At 62.8% G+C, this 22,064-nt stretch carries 20 protein-coding genes; 17 read left to right on the forward strand and 3 right to left on the reverse strand.

Annotation, left to right across the window (positions count from 1 at the left end; genetic code table 11):
• Positions 1 to 269: 269 nt before the first annotated feature.
• Complete coding sequence (locus A9K65_RS26125) at positions 270 to 2,201, forward strand: LTA synthase family protein (protein ID WP_024504319.1); 1,932 nt, start codon at positions 270 to 272, stop codon at positions 2,199 to 2,201.
• Positions 2,202 to 2,248: 47 nt separating this feature from the next.
• Here the strand turns inward: A9K65_RS26125 and A9K65_RS26130 are convergent, their stop codons facing one another.
• Positions 2,249 to 3,910 (reverse strand): pilus assembly protein, encoded by a 1,662-nt coding sequence (locus A9K65_RS26130; RefSeq protein WP_063171791.1) that lies wholly within the window; start codon positions 3,908 to 3,910, stop codon positions 2,249 to 2,251.
• Between the two features lie 451 nt (positions 3,911 to 4,361).
• Between A9K65_RS26130 and rpsF the strand changes: the two genes are divergently transcribed.
• From rpsF to A9K65_RS26200, 13 genes are all read left to right on the forward strand, one after another.
• On the forward strand, positions 4,362 to 4,862 hold the full coding sequence (gene rpsF, locus A9K65_RS26135; protein ID WP_013532520.1) for a 30S ribosomal protein S6: 501 nt from the start codon (positions 4,362 to 4,364) through the stop codon (positions 4,860 to 4,862).
• Positions 4,862 to 5,110, forward strand: a complete 249-nt coding sequence (rpsR, locus tag A9K65_RS26140) for a 30S ribosomal protein S18 (RefSeq protein WP_006203718.1) — start codon at positions 4,862 to 4,864, stop codon at positions 5,108 to 5,110. The genes rpsF and rpsR overlap by 1 nt, the downstream gene beginning before the upstream one ends.
• A gap of 218 nt (positions 5,111 to 5,328) precedes the next feature.
• Complete coding sequence (gene rplI / locus A9K65_RS26145) at positions 5,329 to 5,913, forward strand: 50S ribosomal protein L9 (RefSeq protein ID WP_064993139.1); 585 nt, start codon at positions 5,329 to 5,331, stop codon at positions 5,911 to 5,913.
• A 301-nt stretch (positions 5,914 to 6,214) separates the two neighbouring features.
• Entirely contained in the window at positions 6,215 to 7,519 is a 1,305-nt protein-coding gene (locus A9K65_RS26150) for a cyclopropane-fatty-acyl-phospholipid synthase family protein (protein WP_024504321.1), read from the forward strand.
• 67 nt (positions 7,520 to 7,586) lie between these two features.
• Positions 7,587 to 7,910, forward strand: a complete 324-nt coding sequence (locus A9K65_RS26155; protein WP_064993138.1) for a YnfA family protein — start codon at positions 7,587 to 7,589, stop codon at positions 7,908 to 7,910.
• Position 7,911: 1 nt separating this feature from the next.
• On the forward strand, positions 7,912 to 8,889 hold the full coding sequence (locus A9K65_RS26160; protein ID WP_024504322.1) for a small ribosomal subunit Rsm22 family protein: 978 nt from the start codon (positions 7,912 to 7,914) through the stop codon (positions 8,887 to 8,889).
• A 220-nt stretch (positions 8,890 to 9,109) separates the two neighbouring features.
• Positions 9,110 to 10,600: a replicative DNA helicase gene (locus A9K65_RS26165; protein WP_013532525.1), complete on the forward strand. Its 1,491-nt coding sequence runs from the start codon at positions 9,110 to 9,112 to the stop codon at positions 10,598 to 10,600.
• Between the two features lie 222 nt (positions 10,601 to 10,822).
• Positions 10,823 to 12,226 carry a DNA repair protein RadA gene (gene radA / locus A9K65_RS26175; RefSeq protein ID WP_064993137.1) on the forward strand — a complete coding sequence of 468 codons (1,404 nt, stop codon included), beginning with the start codon at positions 10,823 to 10,825 and terminating at the stop codon, positions 12,224 to 12,226.
• A 63-nt stretch (positions 12,227 to 12,289) separates the two neighbouring features.
• Positions 12,290 to 12,958, forward strand: coding sequence for a CvpA family protein (locus A9K65_RS26180; RefSeq protein ID WP_013532527.1), 669 nt, complete (start codon positions 12,290 to 12,292; stop codon positions 12,956 to 12,958).
• 105 nt (positions 12,959 to 13,063) lie between these two features.
• A complete protein-coding gene (gene purF / locus A9K65_RS26185; protein ID WP_013532528.1) occupies positions 13,064 to 14,533 on the forward strand; it encodes an amidophosphoribosyltransferase in 1,470 nt (489 codons plus the stop codon).
• Positions 14,534 to 14,576: 43 nt separating this feature from the next.
• A complete protein-coding gene (locus A9K65_RS26190; RefSeq protein ID WP_013532529.1) occupies positions 14,577 to 15,317 on the forward strand; it encodes an SDR family NAD(P)-dependent oxidoreductase in 741 nt (246 codons plus the stop codon).
• A gap of 133 nt (positions 15,318 to 15,450) precedes the next feature.
• Complete coding sequence (locus A9K65_RS26195) at positions 15,451 to 16,080, forward strand: hypothetical protein (RefSeq protein ID WP_013532530.1); 630 nt, start codon at positions 15,451 to 15,453, stop codon at positions 16,078 to 16,080.
• 168 nt (positions 16,081 to 16,248) lie between these two features.
• Positions 16,249 to 16,470, forward strand: coding sequence for a hypothetical protein (locus A9K65_RS26200; RefSeq protein ID WP_013532531.1), 222 nt, complete (start codon positions 16,249 to 16,251; stop codon positions 16,468 to 16,470).
• A gap of 3 nt (positions 16,471 to 16,473) precedes the next feature.
• On the opposite strand, the gene A9K65_RS26205 is transcribed toward A9K65_RS26200, so the two are convergent.
• Positions 16,474 to 16,980, reverse strand: a complete 507-nt coding sequence (locus A9K65_RS26205) for an OsmC family protein (protein WP_027162698.1) — start codon at positions 16,978 to 16,980, stop codon at positions 16,474 to 16,476.
• A gap of 202 nt (positions 16,981 to 17,182) precedes the next feature.
• Between A9K65_RS26205 and aguA the strand changes: the two genes are divergently transcribed.
• Positions 17,183 to 18,289 carry an agmatine deiminase gene (gene aguA, locus A9K65_RS26210; RefSeq protein WP_064993136.1) on the forward strand — a complete coding sequence of 369 codons (1,107 nt, stop codon included), beginning with the start codon at positions 17,183 to 17,185 and terminating at the stop codon, positions 18,287 to 18,289.
• A gap of 45 nt (positions 18,290 to 18,334) precedes the next feature.
• Entirely contained in the window at positions 18,335 to 19,429 is a 1,095-nt protein-coding gene (locus A9K65_RS26215; protein ID WP_064993135.1) for a polyamine ABC transporter substrate-binding protein, read from the forward strand.
• A 109-nt stretch (positions 19,430 to 19,538) separates the two neighbouring features.
• On the opposite strand, the gene A9K65_RS26220 is transcribed toward A9K65_RS26215, so the two are convergent.
• Positions 19,539 to 20,288 carry a LuxR family transcriptional regulator gene (locus A9K65_RS26220; RefSeq protein ID WP_013532535.1) on the reverse strand — a complete coding sequence of 250 codons (750 nt, stop codon included), beginning with the start codon at positions 20,286 to 20,288 and terminating at the stop codon, positions 19,539 to 19,541.
• Positions 20,289 to 20,505: 217 nt separating this feature from the next.
• Between A9K65_RS26220 and A9K65_RS26225 the strand changes: the two genes are divergently transcribed.
• The gene (locus A9K65_RS26225; protein ID WP_064993134.1) at positions 20,506 to 22,023 is read left to right on the forward strand and encodes a peptidase S10; all 1,518 of its coding nucleotides are present in this window, start codon (positions 20,506 to 20,508) and stop codon (positions 22,021 to 22,023) included.
• Positions 22,024 to 22,064: the final 41 nt, after the last annotated feature.

The raw sequence follows: 22,064 nt of genomic DNA on the forward strand, positions 1-22,064 counted from the left end.
TCCCAAGGGCTGGTTTTGCTTGCCTGATAGACGAGTTTTTCTTGCCTGTGACGCAAGGCAGGCCGCCAAGTCAAGCCCGGTTCGACCCTGCTCGACGGCAGCTTCATCCGCCGAGTGCCTGTTCCGAAAGGCTTTTTGGCGATCACTCCTGATGAAAACCGCTCACGATTCGTTTGCTGGCTCTTCTTATTTTGGCCACAGGCGCTAGCTTTGCGTGACAATTCCATGACAATCGAGTGACGTGCTTGTCGCTGGGTGGGGAAGTTAAAGTGGCAAAGAGTTACAAACGCGCCGGCAAGGCCGCGCCACAGTTCCTGGAAGACGACCCCTCCACCGGCTATCTGCCGGGCAGGAGATGGCCGGTCGTGCGCTATGGGCTGATCAGCCTGGCGATCGCCGCCGTCCTGGTGTTTGCCATCGAACTGATCGTGCGCGGCGACTTTGCCGGCACGGTCTCCTTCTTCCTGCAGCCGCTCAAGCCGGGCTGGACCACCATCGTCGTGTTCGCGCTGATCCTGATCGGCCTCGATGCGGTGCTGGGCCGCAGCCATCAGAGCCTGATGATCGTCGCGCCGCTGACGCTATCGCTTGCCTTCGTCGGCCACCAGAAGTCGCATTATCTCGGCGATCCGCTCTATCCGACCGATTTCCTCTATGCCCGCCAGATCTTCGCGCTGTTGCCGCTTTTGGTGCGCGACCGGCCGATGACCGCGCTCGCGATGGTCGTCGGCATCGTCGCCGGCCTGTCGCTGCTCGTCTATGGCTGGCGGATGTGGCGCCGCAAGGTTCCCGCACTTAGCCGCAAGGGACGCCTTGCGCGGCTGACGCTGGCAGTGCCGCTGCTCGCCTTCTTCGTTTCGATCATGGACTATGCCACGTTCTCCTGGACCAGGGACCGGTTGCAGATCATCCCGATCATGTGGGACCAGAAGGAAAACTATGCCTCCAACGGTTTTGCGCTGGCCTTTGCGCTCAATGTGCCGATGGCGCATGTCTCTGCGCCGCCGGGCTATTCCGACAAGGCGATCGCGGCGATCGCCAGGCCCGATGTGACCGCCTCGGTGCCGGCCGAGAAGCCTGACATCATCATCGTCATGAGCGAGTCCTTCTGGGACCCGACCAAGCTGCCCGGCGTCACCATCACGCCCGATCCGATCCCCAATGTGCGGGCGCTGCGCTCCGGCTCGATGTTCTCGCCGGAGTTCGGCGGCATGACCGCCAATATCGAGTTCGAGGCGCTGACCGGCTTCTCCAACGCGTTCCTGCCGGCCGGCAGCATCCCCTACCAGCAATATGTGCGCACGCCGACGCCGTCGCTGGCAACCTTCCTCAAGAGCCAGGGTTATCGGGCGCGCGCCATCCATCCGGGCACCAACTGGTTCTGGAACCGTGGCGCGGTCTACGCCGATTTCGGCTTCAACGATTTCAAGTCGGAAGAGACGCTGCCGCCAATGCAAAAGCGCGGGCCACTGGCATCGGATGCCGCGATGACCGACGAGATCATCAGCGAGGCCGACGCCAGCGAAGAGCCGGTGTTCTTCTTTGCGGTCAGCCTGCAAAACCACGGTCCCTACGAACCGAACCGCTATTACAGTCCCACGCACAGGGTGCAGGCGCCGATCAGCCAGTGGGCGCGCGAATCGCTGCTCAGCTACGCCGAAGGCTCAGCCGATGCCGATCGCGGTCTCGAACGCCTCGTCGAATGGGCAAAGACACGCTCCCGCCCAACCGTGATCGCCTTCTTCGGCGACCATCTGCCGCCGCTCGGGCCGGTCTATGTCGAAACCGGCTTCCTGAAGGACAATGTCGCGCCGCGCAAGGAAGCGTCGCCCGAGGCTGCCCTCGAGCATCATGAGACGCCGCTGGTCATCTGGTCGAACCGCACCGGGCCAGCTGAGCACATGGGCGCCGTCAGCCCGGCCTTCCTGCCCTATCATATCCTGAAGACGGCCGGCATCAGCCATCCCTACTACACCGGCTTCCTGGGCGAGATGAGCGAACACTACCGTGTCGTCGACCGCAATTTGCTGCTGACGCCGGCTGGCGAGGCCACGCCCGATTGGGCGCGGCAGAAGGAGATCGATCCGGCGATCCGCGATTTCCGCCTGCTGCAGTACGATATGATGTTCGGCAAACGCCACGCGGCACCCGACTTCTTCCCCGAAACGGTCGACAAGATTGTCGCCGCCCATACGAGTTGAGGCCAGCGATTTCCTCAGAGCCTGCTGGTCCGTCTCGGGTCGCGTGTTCAGTTCGTCAATTGCAGCTTCGTGAAGTTGTTGGCGATCTGAAGGAACACGTTCGGCAGTTTGGTCGGATCGTTGACGGCATAATAGTTGCTCGGATCCGAGGCGCAGGCGCTGTAAAGTGCACGGTTGGCTGCGGTGTCGGATTGCAGCACCATGGTGTAGATCTGCACGCCCTCGTTCTTCAATTGCGTGCAAACGTTTTTGGTCCAGCCGTCGACATTGCGCGCAGCGGTCGTCTGGTTGTCCGATCCGAAGCGGCCGCCAGCCAGATAGCCATAGGATGTGTAATCCGACTTTGTCGATTCTTGTTCGCTGGCGCCATAGACGACGTTCTCGCCGTCGGTGAGCAACAGCACGATCTTGCTGATCCCAGGCGTCTTCCACGGCGCTCCGTCGGTGTAGGGCGCGGCGGGCGACAGCACGCGCATACCCCACGACAGGCCCTCGGAGACATTGGTACCCGAGCCATTCCACTCGGTCATCTGACTGGCCGCCTTGCGGAGCTTGTCAAAGTCGTCGGTCAGGGGGACCACCGGGGTCGGACACGCACGGTTCGGGCCGACAGTGACGGGAGAGCCGATCTCGGTGATGAGTTCCTTGGCGGGCGCAACATATTTGGCGATCTTTTCCCTGGCATCCCTGTCATCGGGCGACAGAAGTTCGATGAGATTGCCGAGCAGGTTGCTGAGATCGATGCCCAGAATGTTGATGCCCGACTGGGCAAGCCTGGTTTTGTCGCTGACATCGTTGAGATAGGAGTTGTTGTAGTATTTATCCGAATTGCCATAGGAGCCAGACGGCTTCTGGGCGTCTTCGGGATCATCCGGCGCAAAGTAGGGCACGAACAGCGTGTCGGGCTTGGCCGGGTCGGGTGGCGTGTCGGAGATATTGTAAGCGCCTGGCCGCGCCTCGACGCAACCTTTCCATCCGGTGCCATTCCATCCGGCATCGGCCCATCCGGTCTTCTTGAGCTGTTTGAAAAGCGCCATGTGGTTCGGCCGCTTGCCGTCGATGACGGGAAAATTGACGCCGTTGGTTGACGACTTGCCGTCCATGTCGATCCAGGACGGGTCGAAGCCGTCGCCATTGACGTTGACGGCCGTCACGAAAGGAACCAGCGAGGCGCGGATCTTGCGCGTTGGCGATTTCGCCGCTTCGAGCGTGTCGAGCAACGATTTTGTCGCCGTCCTCAGCGCCGTCATCCGCGCGCCGGCCATCGAGCCGGTGTTGTCCAGCACCAGCACGACTTCGAGCTGGTTGTTCGATTCGACCGCCGAGGCATCGACCACGATGTGCTTGCTGTCGCCGAACAGGAAGGCGAAGTTGAGATGGACGTCCGCCGAGGCAACCGCCTTGGTCTTGACGAAGTTGACGCCCTTGTCGACAGTCAACGTCGCCTGCGCATTGTCGAGCTCGCCATGACCGACGATGTTGGCCTGGAAATAGCGGTTGAAAGCGTCATTGCGGGTGATGTCGAGATCGCCAAGGTGCGAAGAAGCAAGGTTTGCCGAATCGAGAGCGTTCTGCAAATTGCTCTTGGCCCGCATAAGGGTCGAGACATCGGTTGCGAAAGCGACTGCCGTCAGGATGACCGGCAAACCCAGTCCCAGCACAAGCGTGAAATTGCCGCTCTTCGAGCGCCAGAATTTGTTGAGAAGCATCCTTACCCCCGGAAATGCTTGCCGCTTTTGCGCGGTTGTCCGGGCTTTTGCGCCTTCCATGATGAATCGACCGTTGACGGCCAGGCTTCAACTCCACACAACCTGCTGGTGTGGTTAAGACGTGGTTGCCGGAAACCACGACTCCGGCCGTTGCTGCTCCCGATCGTCGCCTGCGACACACGGGAATGCCGCTTGCCCTTGCTTTGCGGCCGGATTGCTGTATAGACGCCCGCAATCTGCCGGTCCTTGCTGGGGGCTGAACGGAGGGCCGGAGGTTTTTCAGAACCTTCGTGTGAAGCCGGAAGTGCTTCCGCCTCCCGTGTCTCCGCTCTCGACCGTCTCGTCATGCTCCTTTCTTCCCCCTGCCCCTCGAGGGTTTGCGGGTCAGAGAAGTTGCAGAGGCTTTTGCCGCCGGGAACCGGGAGAGAAACGAAGAAAGGCATAAGACATAATGGCTCTTTACGAACATGTGTTTCTTGCCCGGCAGGACCTCTCGCAGCAGCAGGTCGATGCGCTTGTCGAACAGTACAAGGGTGTCATCTCCGCAAATGGCGGGTCCGTCGGCCGGGTCGAGAACTGGGGACTGAAGTCCCTCACCTACCGGGTCAACAAGAACCGGAAGGCTTACTACACGCTGATGGACCTGAATTGCCCGGCGGCCGCGCTCAACGAGATGGAGCGCCAGATGGGCCTGTCCGAAGACGTGTTGCGTTTCCTGACCATCAAGGTCGAGGCGCATGAGGAAGGCCCGTCGGCCATGATGCAGAAGCGCGAAGAGCGCTCGGAACGCGGCGGCTTCGGCGACCGTGACCGTGGCGATCGTGGTCCGCGTTCGTTCGGCGATCGTGATCGCGGCGACCGTGGCGATCGTCCCCCGCGCTCGTTCGGCGACGCCGGTGCCGATCGTGGTCCGCGCCGTCCGCGCGAAGGCTTTGAAGGGGGTGCAGAATAATGGTCGACATCAATCAGATCCCGACCCGGCGCCCGTTCCATCGCCGCCGCAAGACCTGCCCGTTCTCCGGCGCCAACGCGCCCAAGATCGACTACAAGGACGTGCGTCTGCTGCAGCGCTACATTTCCGAGCGTGGCAAGATCGTGCCGTCGCGCATCACCGCCGTCAGCCAGAAGAAGCAGCGCGAACTCGCCAAGGCGATCAAGCGCGCCCGCTTCCTCGGCCTGCTGCCCTACGTGGTTCGCTAATATCTCAAATGCGGGCGGTTCGCCGCCCGCTCTTCTCCCACGGCGACGGGCGCCGCAGGGTTGAACATCAAATCCCGGGTTGAGGTCAAAACCTCTAACTGCCGCACAGGCAGGACAGCGACACCAGCGCCAAAGGCGCTCAAGCTTCCTGACCTGTTCCCAAGACATTCGGCGCCGATCTCATCGATCGATTGGCGTCCAACCAAAGGAACAAATCCATGGACGTCATTCTTCTCGAACGCGTTTCCCGCCTCGGCCAGATGGGCGATACCGTCAAGGTCAAGGACGGCTTCGCCCGTAACTTCCTGCTGCCGCAGGGCAAGGCGCTGCGCGCCAACGAAGCCAACAAGAAGAAGTTCGAAGGCCAGCGCGCCCAGCTTGAAGCCCGCAACCTCGAGCGCAAGTCGGAAGCGGCCCAGGTCGCTGAAAAGCTCGACGGCAAGAGCTTCATCGCCGTTCGCTCCGCCGGCGAAACCGGTCAGCTTTACGGTTCCGTTTCGACCCGCGACATCGCCGATCTGCTGACGGCGGAAGGTTTTTCGATCAACCGCAACCAGATCCTGCTCAACCAGCCGATCAAGACCATCGGCGTCACCAATGTGGCGATCGCGCTGCATCCGGAAGTCGAGGTCACCGTCACGCTCAACATCGCCCGCACGGCCGACGAAGCCGAGCGCCAGGCCAAGGGCGAGACGCTGACCACCGCCGAAGCCATCTATGGCGACGACATCAACGACAACGCCCGGCCGGAGAACTTCTTCGATCCGAACACCGCGTTCGAGGGCGACGAAGACAACGCCTGATCACACGTCGCAAGCGATTGGAGCCATGGGGCTGATCACGACTTGACGCCAAGCTCCGATCACTTTGCCGTCATCCAGCCATGCTGGACCAATGCCCGGGCCTCGCGCCCGGGCATTTTTGTGCCAAATGGAACTTTTCGAACCCCTATATATTGTTGCAGACTATGGCGTCGCGCGTCCTTTGGCCGCGCAAAGCACGCTGTGCAACTTTGGTTCGGCGCAAGATCTCCGGCGAAATCGATCCCGATTTTCGCGGTCACGCGCCAAGGCAGCCTGTCTGGCCGAGAGGGGACATTTGGTCATGAATATTCTGTTGAAGCGCGTTCTCGACCGCTTGGTGCGCACCGGCAATCTTAGGGTAACCGGCCCCAAGGGCACGGCGGTGGTTTTCGGCGACGGCAGCGGCGAACCGGTGCACATGCACATCAAGACCGCGCATGCCGAGCGCGCCATCACCTTCGATCCGATGCTGGCGGTGCCTGAAGCCTACATGGACGGCGAACTCGACATTCTCGAGGGCGGCGTGCTGGGCGTGATGCGCATCGCCTTCCAGAACATGGGCAGCGGCGGCATCGACGCCACCTGGTCGAAGGCCATCGAAGGCCTGCGCCACGCCTTCCGCCGGCTGCAGCAGATCAACACCGCCTCGCGCTCGCGGCGCAACGTGCAGCGCCACTACGATCTGTCGGGCGATCTCTACCGGCTCTTCCTCGACGAGGACATGCAATATTCCTGCGCCTATTTCGAGCAGCCGGACATGACGCTCGACGAGGCGCAGGCCGCCAAGAAACGCCACATCGCCGCCAAGCTCCGGCTGAAGGCCGGCCAGACGGTGCTCGACATCGGCTCCGGCTGGGGCGGGCTTGGCCTCTATCTCGCCAAGGCGTTCGACGTCGACGTGCAAGGCGTGACGCTGTCGACCGAGCAGCATGGCGTCGCCACCGACCGGGCGCATGCGCAAGGGCTGGAAAGCCGCGTGCATTTCGAGCTGAAGGACTACCGCGAACTCAACGAGCGTTTCGACCGCATCGTCTCGGTCGGCATGTTCGAGCATGTCGGCGTCAACCACTACCGTACGTTCTTCGACAAGAGCGCGACGCTGCTCAAGCCGGATGGCGTCATGCTGTTGCACACGATCGGCCGTTCCGGCGTGCCGTGGGCGACCAGCGCCTTCATCCGCAAATACATCTTCCCGGGCGGCTACATCCCGTCGCTGTCGGAAGTGATGCCTGCGATCGAGAAGTCGGGCCTGGTCGTCACCGACGTCGAGATCCTGCGGCTCCACTATGCCGACACGCTGAAGCACTGGGGCGAGCGCTTCGCCGCCAATCGCGACAAGGCCAAGGCGATCTATGACGAGCGCTTCTGCCGCATGTGGGAATTCTATCTGGCGGCCTCGGAAGCCGCCTTCCGCTGGCAGGATCTGGTGATCTTCCAGATCCAGATCGCCAAGAAGAACGATACGCTGCCGATGACACGCGACTACATGGCCAAATGCGAAAAAGCGCTCGAGATGCGCGATATGGGGCATCGTGAAACGGCTCCCGTCAAAAAGAGCCCGGCCGCCAAGCCGGCTCGCCGCCGCAAGGTTGCCGACCAGGAATAGCATTGCCGCTTGCCATTGCCGGCGCCTGCACTGAAAAAGGTCCCGTGACCGTCGCGGGACCTTTTTCATGACCTTTGTCCTCTATGCCGCCGCCGCTCTGGCCGAGATCGCCGGTTGCTTTTCATTCTGGGCCTGGTGGCGGCTGGAGAAGTCGCCGCTTTGGCTGCTTCCCGGCCTCGCCTCGCTTGCCCTGTTTGGCTTCCTGCTGGCGCTGGTCGACACGTCAGCCGCCGGTCGCGCCTACGCCCCCTATGGCGGCATCTACATCGTGGCGTCGCTTGGCTGGCTGTGGCTGGTTGAAGGCGTTCGCCCCGACCGCTGGGATCTTGCCGGTGCCGCGCTCTGCATTGCCGGTGCTTCGGTGATCCTTCTCGTCCCGCGGGGCGCTTGAGATGGAGTTGCCTGCCTCCCTTCGCCAAGGTGTCGAGCGTCTGCTCGAAAACGTTCCGCTGGCGGTACTCAAGCAAGCGGCAAAGACGCTGTCCGACCGCTACCGCGCCGAGTTGCGCGACGGCCGTCTGCACATGGCCGAGGATCTGGCGGTGAAGGCCTATCTGGCGACGCGGCTGCCGGCGACCTATGCCGCGATCCGTTCCAGCCTCGACGCGCTGAGCGACGCCAAGCCTGCCTTTCAGCCCAGGACCTTGCTCGATGTCGGCGCCGGCCCTGGCACGGTGCTTTGGGCCGCGACCGATCTGTGGCCCGATCTCGAACAGGCGGTGTTGTTCGAAGCCAGTGCCGCCGTGCGTAAGGTCGGCGAGACGCTTGCCGGCAACACTATTGCCGCCCAGACCAGATGGCTGGCCGGTGATGCCACCATCGACCTTGCTGACATCGAGCCGGCCGATCTGGTTACGTGCGCTTATGTGCTCGATGAAATCGCGCCGGCATCGCAGCCGAAACTCATCGACCGGCTCTGGCAACTCACTGGCGACACGCTCCTGATCGTCGAGCCCGGCACCCCCGCCGGCTGGCAGCGCATCCTTGCCGTGCGCCGGCAGCTGATCGAGGCGGGCGCGCATGTGCTTGCGCCTTGCGCGCATCAGGCGCCCTGCCCGCTGGTCCAGCCCGACTGGTGCCATTTTTCCCGCCGCGTCGCCCGCTCGCGCCTGCATCGGCTGGCCAAGGATGCCGACGTGCCGTGGGAAGACGAGAAATTCATCTACGTCGCGGCTTCTCGCGACGGCCCCACATCACACCAGGCACGAGTTCTTGCGCCACCGAAATCCGGCTCCGGCAAGGTTCTGCTCAAGCTTTGCCAGGACGACGGCACCGCCACCGAGCGCTTGTTCACCAAGCGCGACGGCGCCGACTTCAAGTTGGCCCGGCGATTGGACTGGGGCGACAGGCTGGACAACATCGCAAAATGAACAGTGCCATTGTTCTTGCTTTGTTCCGACGAGTCAGATAGAGATCCACGCCCTGTCGAGTCAACCGGAATCGGGGCACGCGAATACTCTCCTGTGGACGATTGGTTGTTCCTGTGAACAACGGGCATCAAGGTTCTTTGGTTGGGTAGTGATGCAGAAAGGTCAGCACCGACTCATCACGTTCTGATATCGAAAGGCCGGGATTGAAATCGGGGATATCATGGCAGAGGCAGCGCGAAAATTCGGCGTCGCGGAAACACCGCTTTATCGTGAAGCGCCAAACAACATCGAGGCCGAGCAGGCGTTGCTCGGCGCCATCCTCGTCAACAACGACGCCTTCTACCGCGTCTCTGACTTCCTCAAGGCCAGCCATTTCTACGAGCCGCTGCACCGCAAGATCTATGAGGTGGCGTCCGAGTTCATCCGTATGGGCAAGGTGGCGACGCCGATCACGCTGAAAACCTTCCTGCCGGCCGACGAGAAGGTCGGCGACATGACGATGGCGCAATATGTCGTGCGGCTGGCGGTCGAGGCTGTGACCGTCGTCAACGCCACCGACTATGGCCGCGCCATCTATGACCTTGCGACGCGCCGCGCGCTGATCACCGTGGGCGAAGACATGGTCAACATCGCCTATGACGCGCCGGTCGACATGGCACCCGGCGAACAGATCGAGGATGCCGAGCGGCGGCTGTTCGAACTGGCCGAAAACGGCCGCTACGATGGCGGTTTCGAAAGCTTTTCCGATGCGTTGAAGAATGCCGTCGACATGGCCAGCGCGGCCTATATGCGCGATGGCCACCTGTCCGGCATTGCCACCGGCCTGCGCGATCTCGACCACCGCATGGGTGGCCTGCAGCCTTCGGATTTGATCATCATCGCCGGCCGCCCAGGCATGGGCAAGACGTCGCTGGCCACCAACATCGCCTACAACATCGCTGCCGCCTATGAGCCTGCCCAACAGGCCGACGGCTCCGTCAAGGCGGCCAATGGCGGCGTCGTCGGCTTCTTCTCGCTTGAAATGTCGTCGGAGCAGCTGGCCACCCGCATCATCTCCGAGCAGACCGAGATTCCATCGTCGAAAATCCGGCGCGGCGATTTGACGGAAGCCGATTTCGGCAAGCTTGTCGCCTACACGCAGGAGAACCATAAGCGCCCGCTCTACATCGACCAGACGGGTGGTATCTCGATCGCCCAGCTCGCGGCGCGCGCCCGCCGCCTCAAGCGCCAGCGCGGGCTGGACCTGATGGTCATCGACTATATCCAGCTGATGCAGGGTTCATCTGCCAAGGCGTCGCAGAACCGCGTCCAGGAAATCACCGAGATCACCACCGGACTGAAGGCGCTCGGCAAGGAGTTGGGCGTGCCGATCATCGCGCTCTCACAGCTCTCGCGTCAGGTCGAAAGCCGCGACGACAAACATCCGCAGCTGTCCGACCTGCGCGAATCGGGCTCGATCGAGCAGGACGCCGACGTCGTGCTGTTCGTGTACCGCGAGGAATATTACATCAAGAACAAGGAGCCGGAGAAAGGCACGCCCGAGCATCTCGCCTGGGAGACGAAGATGATCGAGGTCCAGGGCAAGGCCGAAGTGATCATAGCCAAGCAGCGCCATGGACCGACCGGCACCGTCAGCCTTGCCTTCCAGGGCGAGTTCACCCGCTTCTCCGACCTCGCCGAGGAGCATCATCTGCCGGAAAGGTTCGAGTGACCTATTGAGACAGGTCCCATTCCTTGGCGCCCCCCTCTGTCCTGCCGGACATCTCCCCCTCAAGGGGGGAGATCGGATGGCATCGACGCTTTCGCCAATTTTTGGCGTTGAAAAGAAGGCGCAAGCGCTGAAGCTGCAAATCTCCCCCCTGGAGGGGGAGATGCCCGGCAGGCCAGAGGGGGGCGCTGCCCCGCCAGCCTGTCACCGCGTGGCTTCCATCTGATGGCCAAATCGCGCGTCCAATTCATCTGCCAAAGCTGCGGATCGGTGCATCAGCGCTGGGCCGGCAAATGCGATGCCTGTGGCGAGTGGAACACGCTGGTCGAGGAAGGCACGTCCGGCGGCATCGGCTCAGGACCAGCCAACACGCGCAACGCCCGCAAGGGACGCGCCGTGGTGCTGACCACGCTGTCCGGCGATATCGAGGACGCGCCACGCATCATCTCGGGCATTGGCGAACTCGATCGCGCCACCGGCGGCGGTTTCGTGCGCGGCTCGGCGCTGCTGGTCGGTGGCGACCCCGGCATCGGCAAGTCGACGCTGCTCACCCAGGCGGCCGCGGCGCTGGCATCAAAAGGCCACCGCATCGTCTATGTCTCGGGCGAAGAGGCGGTCGCGCAGATCAGGCTGCGGGCACAGCGGCTTGGCGTCGCCACTTCTCCGGTGGAACTTGCCGCCGAGACCAATGTCGAGGACATCCTGGCGACGATCGCCGACGGCAAGCGGCCTGATCTCGTCATCCTGGATTCGATCCAGACGCTGTGGACCGACCTTGCCGATTCGGCACCCGGAACCGTCACCCAGGTGCGCGCTGCCGCCCAGGCGATGATCCGCTATGCGAAATCCACGGGTGCGGCGATCGTACTGGTCGGCCATGTCACCAAGGAAGGCCAGATCGCCGGGCCGCGCGTCGTCGAGCACATGGTCGACGCCGTGCTCTACTTCGAAGGCGAAGGCGGCCACCACTACCGCATCCTGCGCACGGTGAAGAACCGTTTTGGACCGACCGACGAGATCGGCGTCTTCGAAATGTCGGACAAGGGCCTGCGCGAGGTCGCCAATCCGTCCGAGCTTTTTCTTGGCGAACGCCATGCCAAATCGCCGGGGGCGGCGGTTTTCGCCGGTATGGAGGGGACAAGGCCGGTGCTGGTCGAGATCCAGGCACTGGTCGCACCCTCCTCGCTCGGCACGCCACGCCGCGCCGTCGTCGGCTGGGACGGCGCCCGGCTGTCGATGATCCTGGCGGTCCTCGAAGCCCATTGCGGGGTACGATTCGGCAGCCATGATGTCTATCTCAATGTCGCCGGCGGCTACCGGATTTCGGAGCCCGCGGCAGATCTCGCAGTGGCGGCCGCCCTGGTTTCCTCGCTCACCGGTCTTGCCCTTCCCGCCGATTGCGTCTATTTCGGCGAAATCAGCCTTTCGGGCGCCGTGAGGCCGGTTGCGCATGCGCAACAGCGCCTCAAGGAAGCCGAAAAGCTGGGTTTTGGAAGCGCGGTTCTGCCCTCGGGCAGCGGGGAACTGGCCGGGGGGATCGGGGCCGGTTCTTTCCAGCCGACCGAGCTTGCCGACCTCGTGGCACGCATAGCCGGCTCACGCCGAAGCCGCGTGGACGAAGAAGACTAGAGCATCGGACCCAGAGCCCGATGCTCGGCGCTACAATGCGGCTCATGGAGTGGGGCGAAAGACATGCCGATTACGCTGCTTGACGGAATTCTCGTCGGCTTCACTCTGGTTTCGGCGATGCTCGCCATGGTTCGCGGCTTCTCGCGCGAAGTCCTGTCCGTCGTCTCCTGGGCAGCGGCGGCAGCGGCGGCGTTCTTCTTCTACAAGCCGGTCGTGCCTTACCTCGCTCCCTACATCGAGAATGAAAAGGTCGCCATGGCGGCCGCCGCCGGCGTGGTTTTCATCATCGCGCTGATCGTCGTCTCGGTCATCACCATGAAGCTCGCCGACTGGATCATCGATTCCCGGATCGGCGCACTCGACCGGACGCTGGGTTTCCTTTACGGCGCCGCGCGCGGCATCCTGGTCGTTGCCGTCGCCCTGCTGTTCTTCAACTGGCTGGCCGGCGCCAAGGCGCCAGCCTGGGTCACGGAAGCCAAATCGCGGCCGCTGCTCGAACAAATCGGCGCCAAGCTCGAAAGCCTGCTGCCCGAGGATCCGGAAAACGCGATCCTCAAGAAGCTCAATCCGAATCAGCCGGCCGCCGAAACGCCAGCTGCTCCGGACGCACCGGCGGCGGATGCTCCGGCGGGCGGCGACGATACCAACACGCCGGCGCCTGACGACAATGACGCAACACCACCGGCGAACAACGCCCCGGCCGCTCCGGCACCGGCGGCACCGGCAAACTGACGCCGAAAAACGGCGTCAGGATCTGACGATGGTGTGAACGACTGCACGGCCCGCGTTGCTTTCGGCGCGAACCCGCATTATATGGCGATTTTAGCGGAGCTTAAGATGGCAGACGCAGACGACGTGCTTTCCGCCGAGGCCGACGACCATTTCCACGACGAATGCGGTGTGTTCGGCATTTTCGGTCGGCAGGACGCTGCGGCCATCGTTACATTGGGCCTGCATGCGCTGCAGCATCGCGGCCAAGAAGCGGCCGGCATCGTTTCCTATGACGGCAGCCAGTTCCATGTCGAACGCCATGTCGGCCTGATCGGCGACACCTTCACCAAGCAGCGCGTCATCGACAGCCTGCAAGGCAACCGCGCCATTGGCCATACGCGCTACGCCACCACGGGCGGCGCCGGCATGCGCAACATCCAGCCCTTTTTCGCCGAATTGGCCGATGGCGGTTTCGCCGTCGCCCACAACGGCAATCTGACCAACGCCATGACCGTGCAGCGCGCGCTGCAGAAGCAAGGCGCGATCTTCTCCTCCACCTCCGATACCGAGACGCTTTTGCACCTCGTCGCCACCAGCAAGGAGCGCGATTTGAACTCGCGTTTCATCGATGCGGTGCGGCAGGTCGAGGGCGCTTTTTCCCTGGTGGCGATGACGGCCAAGAAGATGATCGGCTGCCGCGATCCGCTCGGCATCCGGCCGCTGGTGCTGGGCGATCTCGACGGCGCCTGGATCCTGGCCTCCGAAACCTGCGCGCTCGACATCATCGGCGCGCGTTTCGTGCGCGACCTGAAGCCCGGCGAGATGGTCGTCGTCACGTCCAAGGGCATCGAGAGCCTGTTCCCCTTCGAGCCGCAGAAGACCCGCTTCTGCATCTTCGAATATGTCTATTTCGCGCGGCCGGATTCCTCGGTCGAAGGCCGCAACGTTTATGAGGTGCGCAAGCGTATCGGCGCCGAGCTGGCGGTCGAAAGCCCGGTCGAGGCCGACATTGTCGTGCCGGTGCCGGACTCGGGCACGCCGGCGGCGATCGGCTTCAGCCAGGCGGCCGGCATTCCCTTTGAGCTCGGCATCATCCGCAATCATTATGTCGGCCGCACCTTCATCCAGCCGGGCGATTCGATCCGCCATATGGGCGTCAAGCTGAAGCACAATGCCAACCGCCGCATGATCGAAGGCAAGCGCGTGGTGCTGGTCGACGACAGCATCGTGCGCGGCACCACCAGCCAGAAGATCGTGCAGATGGTGCGCGACGCCGGCGCCAAGGAGGTGCATATGCGCATCGCCTCACCGCCGACACGCGCCTCCTGCTTCTACGGTGTCGACACGCCGGAGAAATCGAAGCTCCTGGCGTCGCGCATGTCGATCGAGGAGATGGCCGAGTTCATCCGCGTCGATTCGCTCGGCTTCCTCACCATTGACGGGCTCTACCGCGCGGTCGGCGAGGCCAGCCGCGACAACGACCAGCCGCAATTCTGCGATGCCTGCTTCACCGGCCAGTACCCGACCCGCCTGCTCGACTTCGAAGGCCACGACAATGTGCGCACGCTGTCGCTGCTGGCGACAAGCGGGACGTAGGCCGGACCGCCATCAGCGTTAGTCAATTCCCGGAATCCATCGCATGACCCTCGACCTTTCCGGCCGCGTTGCGGTCGTCACCGGCGCCTCGCGCGGCATCGGCTATTTCATTGCCAAGGAATTGGCTGCCGCCGGCGCGCATGTCATTGCGGTGGCTCGTACTGTCGGCGGGCTGGAAGAGCTCGACGACCAGATCAAGGCGGCCGGCGGCCAGGCGACACTGGTGCCGCTCGACCTCGCCGACATGGCCGGCATCGACCGCCTGGGCGGCGCCATCCACGAACGCTGGGGCAAGCTCGACATTCTCGTCGCCAATGCCGGCGTTCTCGGCGTCATTTCGCCGATCGGTCATGTCGAAGCAAAAACCTTCGAGAAGGTGATGACCATCAACGTCACCTCGACCTGGCGGCTGATCCGCTCGGTCGACCCTCTGCTGCGGCTCTCCGATGCTGGCCGCGCGATCATCCTGTCTTCCAACGCCGCGCACTCGGCGCGCGCCTTCTGGGCACCCTACGCGGCATCCAAGGCCGCGGTGGAGACGATGATGCGCTCCTGGGCGCATGAGACGCAGAGCCTGCCGCTCAGGGTGAACGCCGCTGACCCCGGCGCCACCCGCACCGCCATGCGGGCCCAGGCAGTGCCGGGCGAAGATCCCGAGACGTTGCCGCATCCCTCCGAGATCGCCAAGCGGATCGTGCCGCTGGCCAGCCCGGACCTGAAAGAGACCGGATTGATCTTCCAGGCCAAGCACAATCGCTTCGTCGCCTATAGGCAGCCGGAATAAACTTGAGCCTTTTTTTGACGCATGTCGGTTTCCCAAAAACCGCTGCGCACTTTTAAGCGACATGCGTAGGGATTAAACAGGCCTCCGGAAACGTTTCTTCGACGTAGTCGAAGCCCAAACCGGAGGAACCACCATGCGCAAACTGCTTCTCGCCACCGCGGCCATCCTGATCGCAGCCGCGGGCGCCGCTTACTCGCAAGATGCCAAGATGAGCTTCTTCGTCACCAGTGTCGGTTCCGGCAAGGGTGCCGACCTCGGCGGCCTCAAGGGTGCTGACGCGCATTGCGCATCGCTGGCGGAAGCCGCCGGCGTCACCGGCAAGAGTTGGGCCGCCTATCTGTCGACCAGCGACACCGACGCCCGCGACCGTATCGGCAAGGGGCCGTGGGTGAACGCCAAGGGCGTCAAGATCGCTGACGACGTCGCCTCGTTGCACAGCGATGCCAACGGCATCACCAAGCAGACGGCGCTCAACGAGAAAGGCGAAGTGGTCAACGGCCGCGGTGACACGCCGAACCGCCACGACGTGCTGACCGGCTCCAAGCCCGACGGCACCAAGATCGCCGACCAGACCTGCGGCGACTGGACGATGAGCGGGGCGGAAGGCGCCGCGATGATGGGGCATCACGACCGTACCGGCCTCGACGATTCGGCAGCCGCCAAATCCTGGAATTCCTCGCACGCCTCGCGCGGCGGCTGCAGCCAAGAGGCGCTGAAGGGCACCGGGGGCGATGGCTTGTTCTATTGTTTTGCCACCAACTGAGCCGATTGCGCTTCGAAATCGGGCTGGGAAACCCGCCGTCACATCACGCGGCTGTGATGAGACGGCGGGAAGCTGTGCCGCGGTCATGCTTTCGTCATTTCCATGGAGTTGGTAGGGTCACAGCGACTCCCACAACAAGCGCCCAACTGGCAGAACAAGGAAATCCCCATGGCTACGACCGCAGCAGCGTTGGTCTGGTATCTGGTAATCGCCGGTCCGCAAGGCGGCATGGTCGTGCTGCCCAGCACCTTCGACAAGCGCGAACAATGCACCGCCGCCATCACCGAATATCAGAAGCAGCCGACACCGGCCGGCTGGTCGGTGCAATGCGTGCCGAGCGCCTCGCCCTTCACCGACGAGGGTGACGCCGAAGAACCGTCAGCACAGTAGGCGTCAGCGGCGTGCGCTGACCGTCAGTTCCGGCTTCTGGCTGATGGTCTGGAATACCACGCAATAACGCTCGGTCAGCTTCAGCAGCGAGTCTATCCGCTCCTGCGGCTCATCGGTATCGAGGTTGAAATTGAGCCGGATGGCGCGAAAGCCGACCGGCGCATCCTTGGCGACACCGAGCGTGCCGCGAAAATCGAGATCGCCTTCAGCCTCCACCGTGGCGGCGCCGAGTTTGAACTCGAGCGCCGTCGCCACCGCCTTCAGCGTCACCCCAGCGCAGGCGACCAACGCCTCCAGCAGCATGTCGCCCGAGCAGAGCTCAAGGCCTGAGCCGCCTGTTGCCGGATGCAGGCCGGCGATGGCGAGCGCCCTGCCCGTCTCCACCTTGCAGGCAACCGACTGGTCGTCGATCGAGCCCTTGGCGCGAAGCGTGATCATGGCCTGCGAAGCGTCGTCACGATAGGCCTGCTTCAGCGGCGCCTGCATGGCCTTCAGTTCGGTCGCATCCATCCGCTTTCCCCTTTCGTCGACTGCTTGCGTCACCGGCATGCGCCGTCCGGTCAAGATTTGCGCCGATCACCTTGGGAAGGCAATGCCATTCCGCAACAGGTGCCAGCCGCCTACACCGATATCCCAAATGGGACATTGACGGACAAGGTCCCAAAAACGTCTGATCCGGGCAAGTCATCACTCCATTTCCCGGCGGTCCCCGATGCCTCGAACCCTCTCGACAAGGCCGAAACAGGATGGGTTTCGCGCGCCCGGCGAATTCGAACCCAAGTCAGGCTGCTGGATGATCTGGCCGGAGCGGCCGGACACCTGGCGCCTCGGCGCCAAGCCCGCGCAAAAACTGTTCGCCGATGTCGCCGCGGCGATCGCGCAAAGCGAGCCGGTGACGGTGGCGGCTTCTGCTCGCCAGTGGCAGAATGCCCGAGCGCGATTGCCCGGTCATGTGCGCGTCGTGGAAATGTCCACCAACGATTCCTGGCTGCGCGACAGCGGTCCCAACTTCGTCGTCAACGATCAAGGCGACGTGCGTGGCGTCGATTGGATCTTCAACGCCTATGGCGGTTTTGACGGCGGCCTCTATTCGCCATGGGACCTGGATGACTTTGCGGCGCAAAAAGTGCTCGAAATCGAGAACATGGATCGCTACCGCGCACCTCTGATCGCCGAGGGTGGCGGGTTGCAGTGCGACGGTCAGGGCACGCTCATCACGACGGAGCAATGCCTGCTCAACCGAAATCGCAACGCTCATCTCGGCAAGGCCGAGGTGGAGCGCCAGCTTGGCGACTATCTCGGTGTCGACACCATCATCTGGCTGCCACGCGGCTTTGCCTTCGACGAGACCGACGGCCATGTCGACGACGTCTGCTGCTTCGTGCGCCCCGGCGTGGTCGTGCTGAGCTGGACCGACAATCGGGACGACCCACAATATGAGATCGTGCGCGAAGCCGAGGCGGTGTTGCGTTCGGCTCGTGATGCGAAGGGCCGCGCGCTGGAAGTTCACCGGCTGCCCCACCCCTTGCCGATCGAGATGACGCCGGAAGAAAGCGACGGCGTGGACCGGCTGGATTCGACCTGGGCGCGACCGGCCGGAAACCGGATCGCGGCGAGCTACATCAACTACTATCCGGGCAACAGCGTCGTGGTGGTGCCGCAGTTCGGCTGCGATCTCGATGTGAAGGCCAAGCGGACGCTGGCCGAGCTGTTTCCCGACCACCGAATAGTCGGCATCGAAAACTCGCGAGAGATCCTGCTGGGCGGCGGCAATGTCGCCTGCATCACCTTGCCGGTCTATGCCCCGCAACGACGTTGAGGGACGGAGCATGCCGAGAACACATAGCGAAAACGGAGGACATTCATGCGCGCTCTGATCTTCTCAACCCTGCTTGCCTGCGGCGTCTGCGCAAATGCGGCTTCGGCTGACGAGGAAAAGATCGTCAACGTCTACAACTGGTCCGACTACATCGCGCCGGACACGGCCGAGAAATTCGAGAAGGAAACGGGAATCAAGGTTCGTTACGACGTCTATGACGGCAACGAGGTGCTTGAGACCAAGCTGCTCACGGGCGGCTCCGGATATGACGTGGTCTACCCTTCAGCCTATCCGTTCCTCAAGAACCAGGTCAAAGCAGGGGCTTTCCTGGAACTCGACAAATCGAAGCTTGCGAACCACTCGAAGATCGATCCGCAAGCCCTCGCGCTGATCGCCGGCGCCGACCCGCAGAACCTGCATGCAGTGCCCTATATGGCGGTCACCGACGGCATTGGCTACAACGTCGCTGCGGTGAAGCAGCGGCTGCCGGACGGGCCGACAGATTCCTTCGCCATGGTCTTCGACGTCGATGTGGTCAAGAAGCTGTCCGATTGCGGTGTAGCTATCATCGATGCGCCGGCTGAAGTCATCCCGATGGCGATGAACTACCTTCACATCAACCCCAAATCGACCAGTCCCGACGACCTCGCCAAGGTCGAGGACCTGCTGGTCAAGGTGCGGCCCTACATCCGCTATTTCCATTCGTCGAAATACATCAACGACCTCGCCAACGGTGACATCTGTGTGGTGTTGGGCTGGTCGGGCGACATACTCCAGGCAAGGACCCGTGCGGCGGAATCCGCAAAGAAGCTGGAGATCGCCTATTCCATCCCCAGAGAAGGCACGCTCATCAACTTCGATACGATGGCGGTACCGAAAGATGCGCCGCATCCCGACAATGCCCAGGCCTGGATCAACTTCAATCTGCGGCCCGATATCGCCGCGGCCAATTCCAGCTATGTCTCCTACGCCAATGCGATACCGGAGTCCCTGCCGCTGATGGACAAGGCCATAGCCAGCGATCCCGGCGTCTTTCCGCCTGATGCCGTGAAGGCCAAGCTGTTCGTGGTGGACAACAACGACCCAAAGCTGCTGCGATCACAAAACCGCATGTGGACGCGCATCGTGACGGGACAATAGAGCAATTCCAGGAAAAGTGCGCAGCGGTTTTCCCGGGAAAAGCGCGTAGCGCTTTCCCTTGGGAATTGCGTCAAAGCAAAAAGACAGAGCCGGGCGGAAGCCGTCAGGCTCAAGCGGCTTCGCGGATGGCCGCCAGCAACTCGACCTGGGAGTGCACGCCGAGCTTGCGATAGATCTGCTTGATGTGGTTGCGGACGGTCCCGGGCGAGATGGCGAGGCATCGCGAAATCGTCTTGGCGTTGCCACCATCGACCAGATGCCGCGCAATCTCGGTCTCGCGCCTGCTCAGCCGCGAGCGAGCGTCACCGATTGCGGCGCCCTTGTGCCGGAAGCGGCACAGATGGAGCAATCTTTCCAAAATGAGCCTTGTCGCGCTGCTTGCCGCGCAAGCCGTCGCCAGATCCTGCTCGCCAAACGGTTCTGCCCCGTTTCGCCTGAGAAAAGTGACATAGCCAGCGGTCAGCCGGTCGAGATTGAACACGCCGGTGATCTCGTCGAAACTGTCGGAAGGGCCGAAGAATTCGCGATAATAGGGAGTCCGCTGGAAGTCGCCATTGCGGAGTGCCGACAGCGGCAACAGGAAATCCTGCCTTGTGCTGGCGAACCTCTGGAAGAAGGGATCCTGGCGATACAGTCGTGCATCGTAGTCGCGGTTCCAGCGATCGGGACCGGCATCGTCGATGGTCAGGGATGTGATGTCGCGACGGTAAAAGCCGACATAGGCGCGGTCGGAGCCAAGCAACTCGCTCGCCGCTGCCGTGAAGCGAGCCGACAATTCTTCGGGTGTCACGGCAACGGCCGCAGCGGCGACACCGCCGCTCCAGCGCCCAAACTGATCGAGGGAAAGGTTCGACTGCATTCCAATTCATACTAGGCATGATGCCGAAAAGTGTGAAGCGGTTTTCGGACGGCATCATGCTCTATCTGTTTGATTTAGAGCCGGATTGAGATTTCAGGTCGATCGACCTGAAATCATCCGGCTCTAGCGCAAGCCGTTGCAAGTTCAAATCAGCCATTTCCTTTGACTTCGACCCTCTCGGCCATACCTATGCGGGAGTCGTTGTCGCGGAGCTATCATGCCGGTCAAAGTGAAACTGATCTGCCTTATCCTGCCGATGCTCGCCGTCCTGGCGCAGCCCGTCCTGGCCGAAACGGCGGAGCGGCCAGCGCCCTCGGGCGGCGTGCTATCCCTGCTGCCGCCGCCGCAGACCACCAACCATTCGATCACGCTAGCCGGGCGCAAGCTGGATTACCAGGCAAAGGCGGCGACCCTGTCGCTGCTATCGGGCAAGGGCGACGTCACGGCGGAGATCTTCTACGTCGCCTACACACTGGAGCCGCCGGCAAGCGGGGCCAAAGACCAGCAGCGGCCGATCACCTTCGTGTTCAACGGCGGCCCTGGAGCAGCGTCCGCCTATCTGCATATCGGCGCACTCGGTCCACGGATAATCGCGACGGGAGCCGACGGCGAATTCCTGCCGTCACCGCAAAGACTGATCGACAATCCGGACAGCTGGCTCGACATGACCGATCTCGTCTTCGTCGATCCGGTGGGAACAGGCTATAGCCGCGAGGCACCGGGTCAGGACACGCGCGATTTCTGGGGCGTAAACCAGGATGCCAGCTCGATAGGCGCCTTCATCCGGCTCTATCTCGCACAGAACGGCCGCACCGGGTCGCCACTGTTCCTCGCCGGCGAAAGCTATGGCGGGTTCCGCGCAGCGCTGCTCTCCAGGACGTTGCAGGAAGATATCGGCATCAGTCCGAACGGCATCGTGCTGATCTCCCCGGCGCTGGAGTTCACGCTGGTGCAGCCCGACGAATTCGAGCCGCTGCATTGGGCGCTCGAACTGCCTTCACTGGCGGCGGTGCGCCTGCGCGCCGAAGGCGTCAGCGGCGACGCGTTGCGGGAGAAGCTGGCAGACGTCGAACATTATGCGATGGGCGATTACCTCACGGCAATCACCAGCGGACTGGAGCAAGGCAGGCGGCTGGCCAGCCAACGCGTGGCTGACATCACCGGCCTGCCGCTCGACCTGGTGCAGCGGAACTCCGCCCGCATCCCCACCGGCCTGTTCGCAAGGGAGTTCTCCCGCGCCAGCGGCAAGGTGCTCAGCCCCTATGACGCCACGATCGGCACGGCCGACATCGCGCCCGAGAGCGCCCGCATCGCCGGCCCGGATCCGGTGCTCGACCGCAGCGTGCCGGCGCTGACGTCGGCATTCGTCGGCTATATCAGCGACGAACTGCATTTTCGCACCGATGTCAGCTATCGGCTGCTCAATGGCGAAATCAGCCACAATTGGGATTACGGGACCGGCGCCTCGCGGCAAGGCTATGCCGGGGTGATGGACGATCTGCAGCGCGCACGCTCGCTGAACCCTTCGCTCGGCGTCGTGATCGTCAACGGCTACACCGACCTGGTGACACCTTACCTCGCCTCGCGCTACCTGGTGAGCCAGATCCCGTCGCTCGCCAATGCCAAGCCCATCCGTCTCGATGTCGTCGAGGGCGGGCACATGATGTATTTCAGGTCCGACGGCCGGCGCGCGCTGAAAGAAGCCGCTTCGGAACTTTACCAGGCGACGCAGTAGGCTTGGCGACAGTGCAGTTCGGCAAAGACCCGTGCCCCAAT

This window comes from Mesorhizobium sp. WSM1497 (genome assembly GCF_001672455.2).
GTDB classification, from domain to species: Bacteria; Pseudomonadota; Alphaproteobacteria; order Rhizobiales; family Rhizobiaceae; genus Mesorhizobium; species Mesorhizobium ciceri.

Coding starts and splice junctions, on each gene's coding strand:
- A9K65_RS26200 (WP_013532531.1), top strand. CDS start 16,249: ATGGCTACGACCGCAGCAGCGTTGGTCTGGTATCTGGTAATCGCCGGT.
- A9K65_RS26195 (WP_013532530.1), top strand. CDS start 15,451: ATGCGCAAACTGCTTCTCGCCACCGCGGCCATCCTGATCGCAGCCGCG.
- A9K65_RS26215 (WP_064993135.1), top strand. CDS start 18,335: ATGCGCGCTCTGATCTTCTCAACCCTGCTTGCCTGCGGCGTCTGCGCA.
- A9K65_RS26150 (WP_024504321.1), top strand. CDS start 6,215: ATGAATATTCTGTTGAAGCGCGTTCTCGACCGCTTGGTGCGCACCGGC.
- A9K65_RS26165 (WP_013532525.1), top strand. CDS start 9,110: ATGGCAGAGGCAGCGCGAAAATTCGGCGTCGCGGAAACACCGCTTTAT.
- aguA (WP_064993136.1), top strand. CDS start 17,183: ATGCCTCGAACCCTCTCGACAAGGCCGAAACAGGATGGGTTTCGCGCG.
- A9K65_RS26155 (WP_064993138.1), top strand. CDS start 7,587: ATGACCTTTGTCCTCTATGCCGCCGCCGCTCTGGCCGAGATCGCCGGT.
- A9K65_RS26205 (WP_027162698.1), bottom strand. CDS start 16,980: ATGGATGCGACCGAACTGAAGGCCATGCAGGCGCCGCTGAAGCAGGCC.
- A9K65_RS26180 (WP_013532527.1), top strand. CDS start 12,290: ATGCCGATTACGCTGCTTGACGGAATTCTCGTCGGCTTCACTCTGGTT.
- A9K65_RS26220 (WP_013532535.1), bottom strand. CDS start 20,288: ATGCAGTCGAACCTTTCCCTCGATCAGTTTGGGCGCTGGAGCGGCGGT.
- rpsF (WP_013532520.1), top strand. CDS start 4,362: ATGGCTCTTTACGAACATGTGTTTCTTGCCCGGCAGGACCTCTCGCAG.
- rplI (WP_064993139.1), top strand. CDS start 5,329: ATGGACGTCATTCTTCTCGAACGCGTTTCCCGCCTCGGCCAGATGGGC.
- A9K65_RS26190 (WP_013532529.1), top strand. CDS start 14,577: ATGACCCTCGACCTTTCCGGCCGCGTTGCGGTCGTCACCGGCGCCTCG.
- purF (WP_013532528.1), top strand. CDS start 13,064: ATGGCAGACGCAGACGACGTGCTTTCCGCCGAGGCCGACGACCATTTC.
- A9K65_RS26130 (WP_063171791.1), bottom strand. CDS start 3,910: ATGCTTCTCAACAAATTCTGGCGCTCGAAGAGCGGCAATTTCACGCTT.
- radA (WP_064993137.1), top strand. CDS start 10,823: ATGGCCAAATCGCGCGTCCAATTCATCTGCCAAAGCTGCGGATCGGTG.
- rpsR (WP_006203718.1), top strand. CDS start 4,862: ATGGTCGACATCAATCAGATCCCGACCCGGCGCCCGTTCCATCGCCGC.
- A9K65_RS26225 (WP_064993134.1), top strand. CDS start 20,506: ATGCCGGTCAAAGTGAAACTGATCTGCCTTATCCTGCCGATGCTCGCC.
- A9K65_RS26160 (WP_024504322.1), top strand. CDS start 7,912: ATGGAGTTGCCTGCCTCCCTTCGCCAAGGTGTCGAGCGTCTGCTCGAA.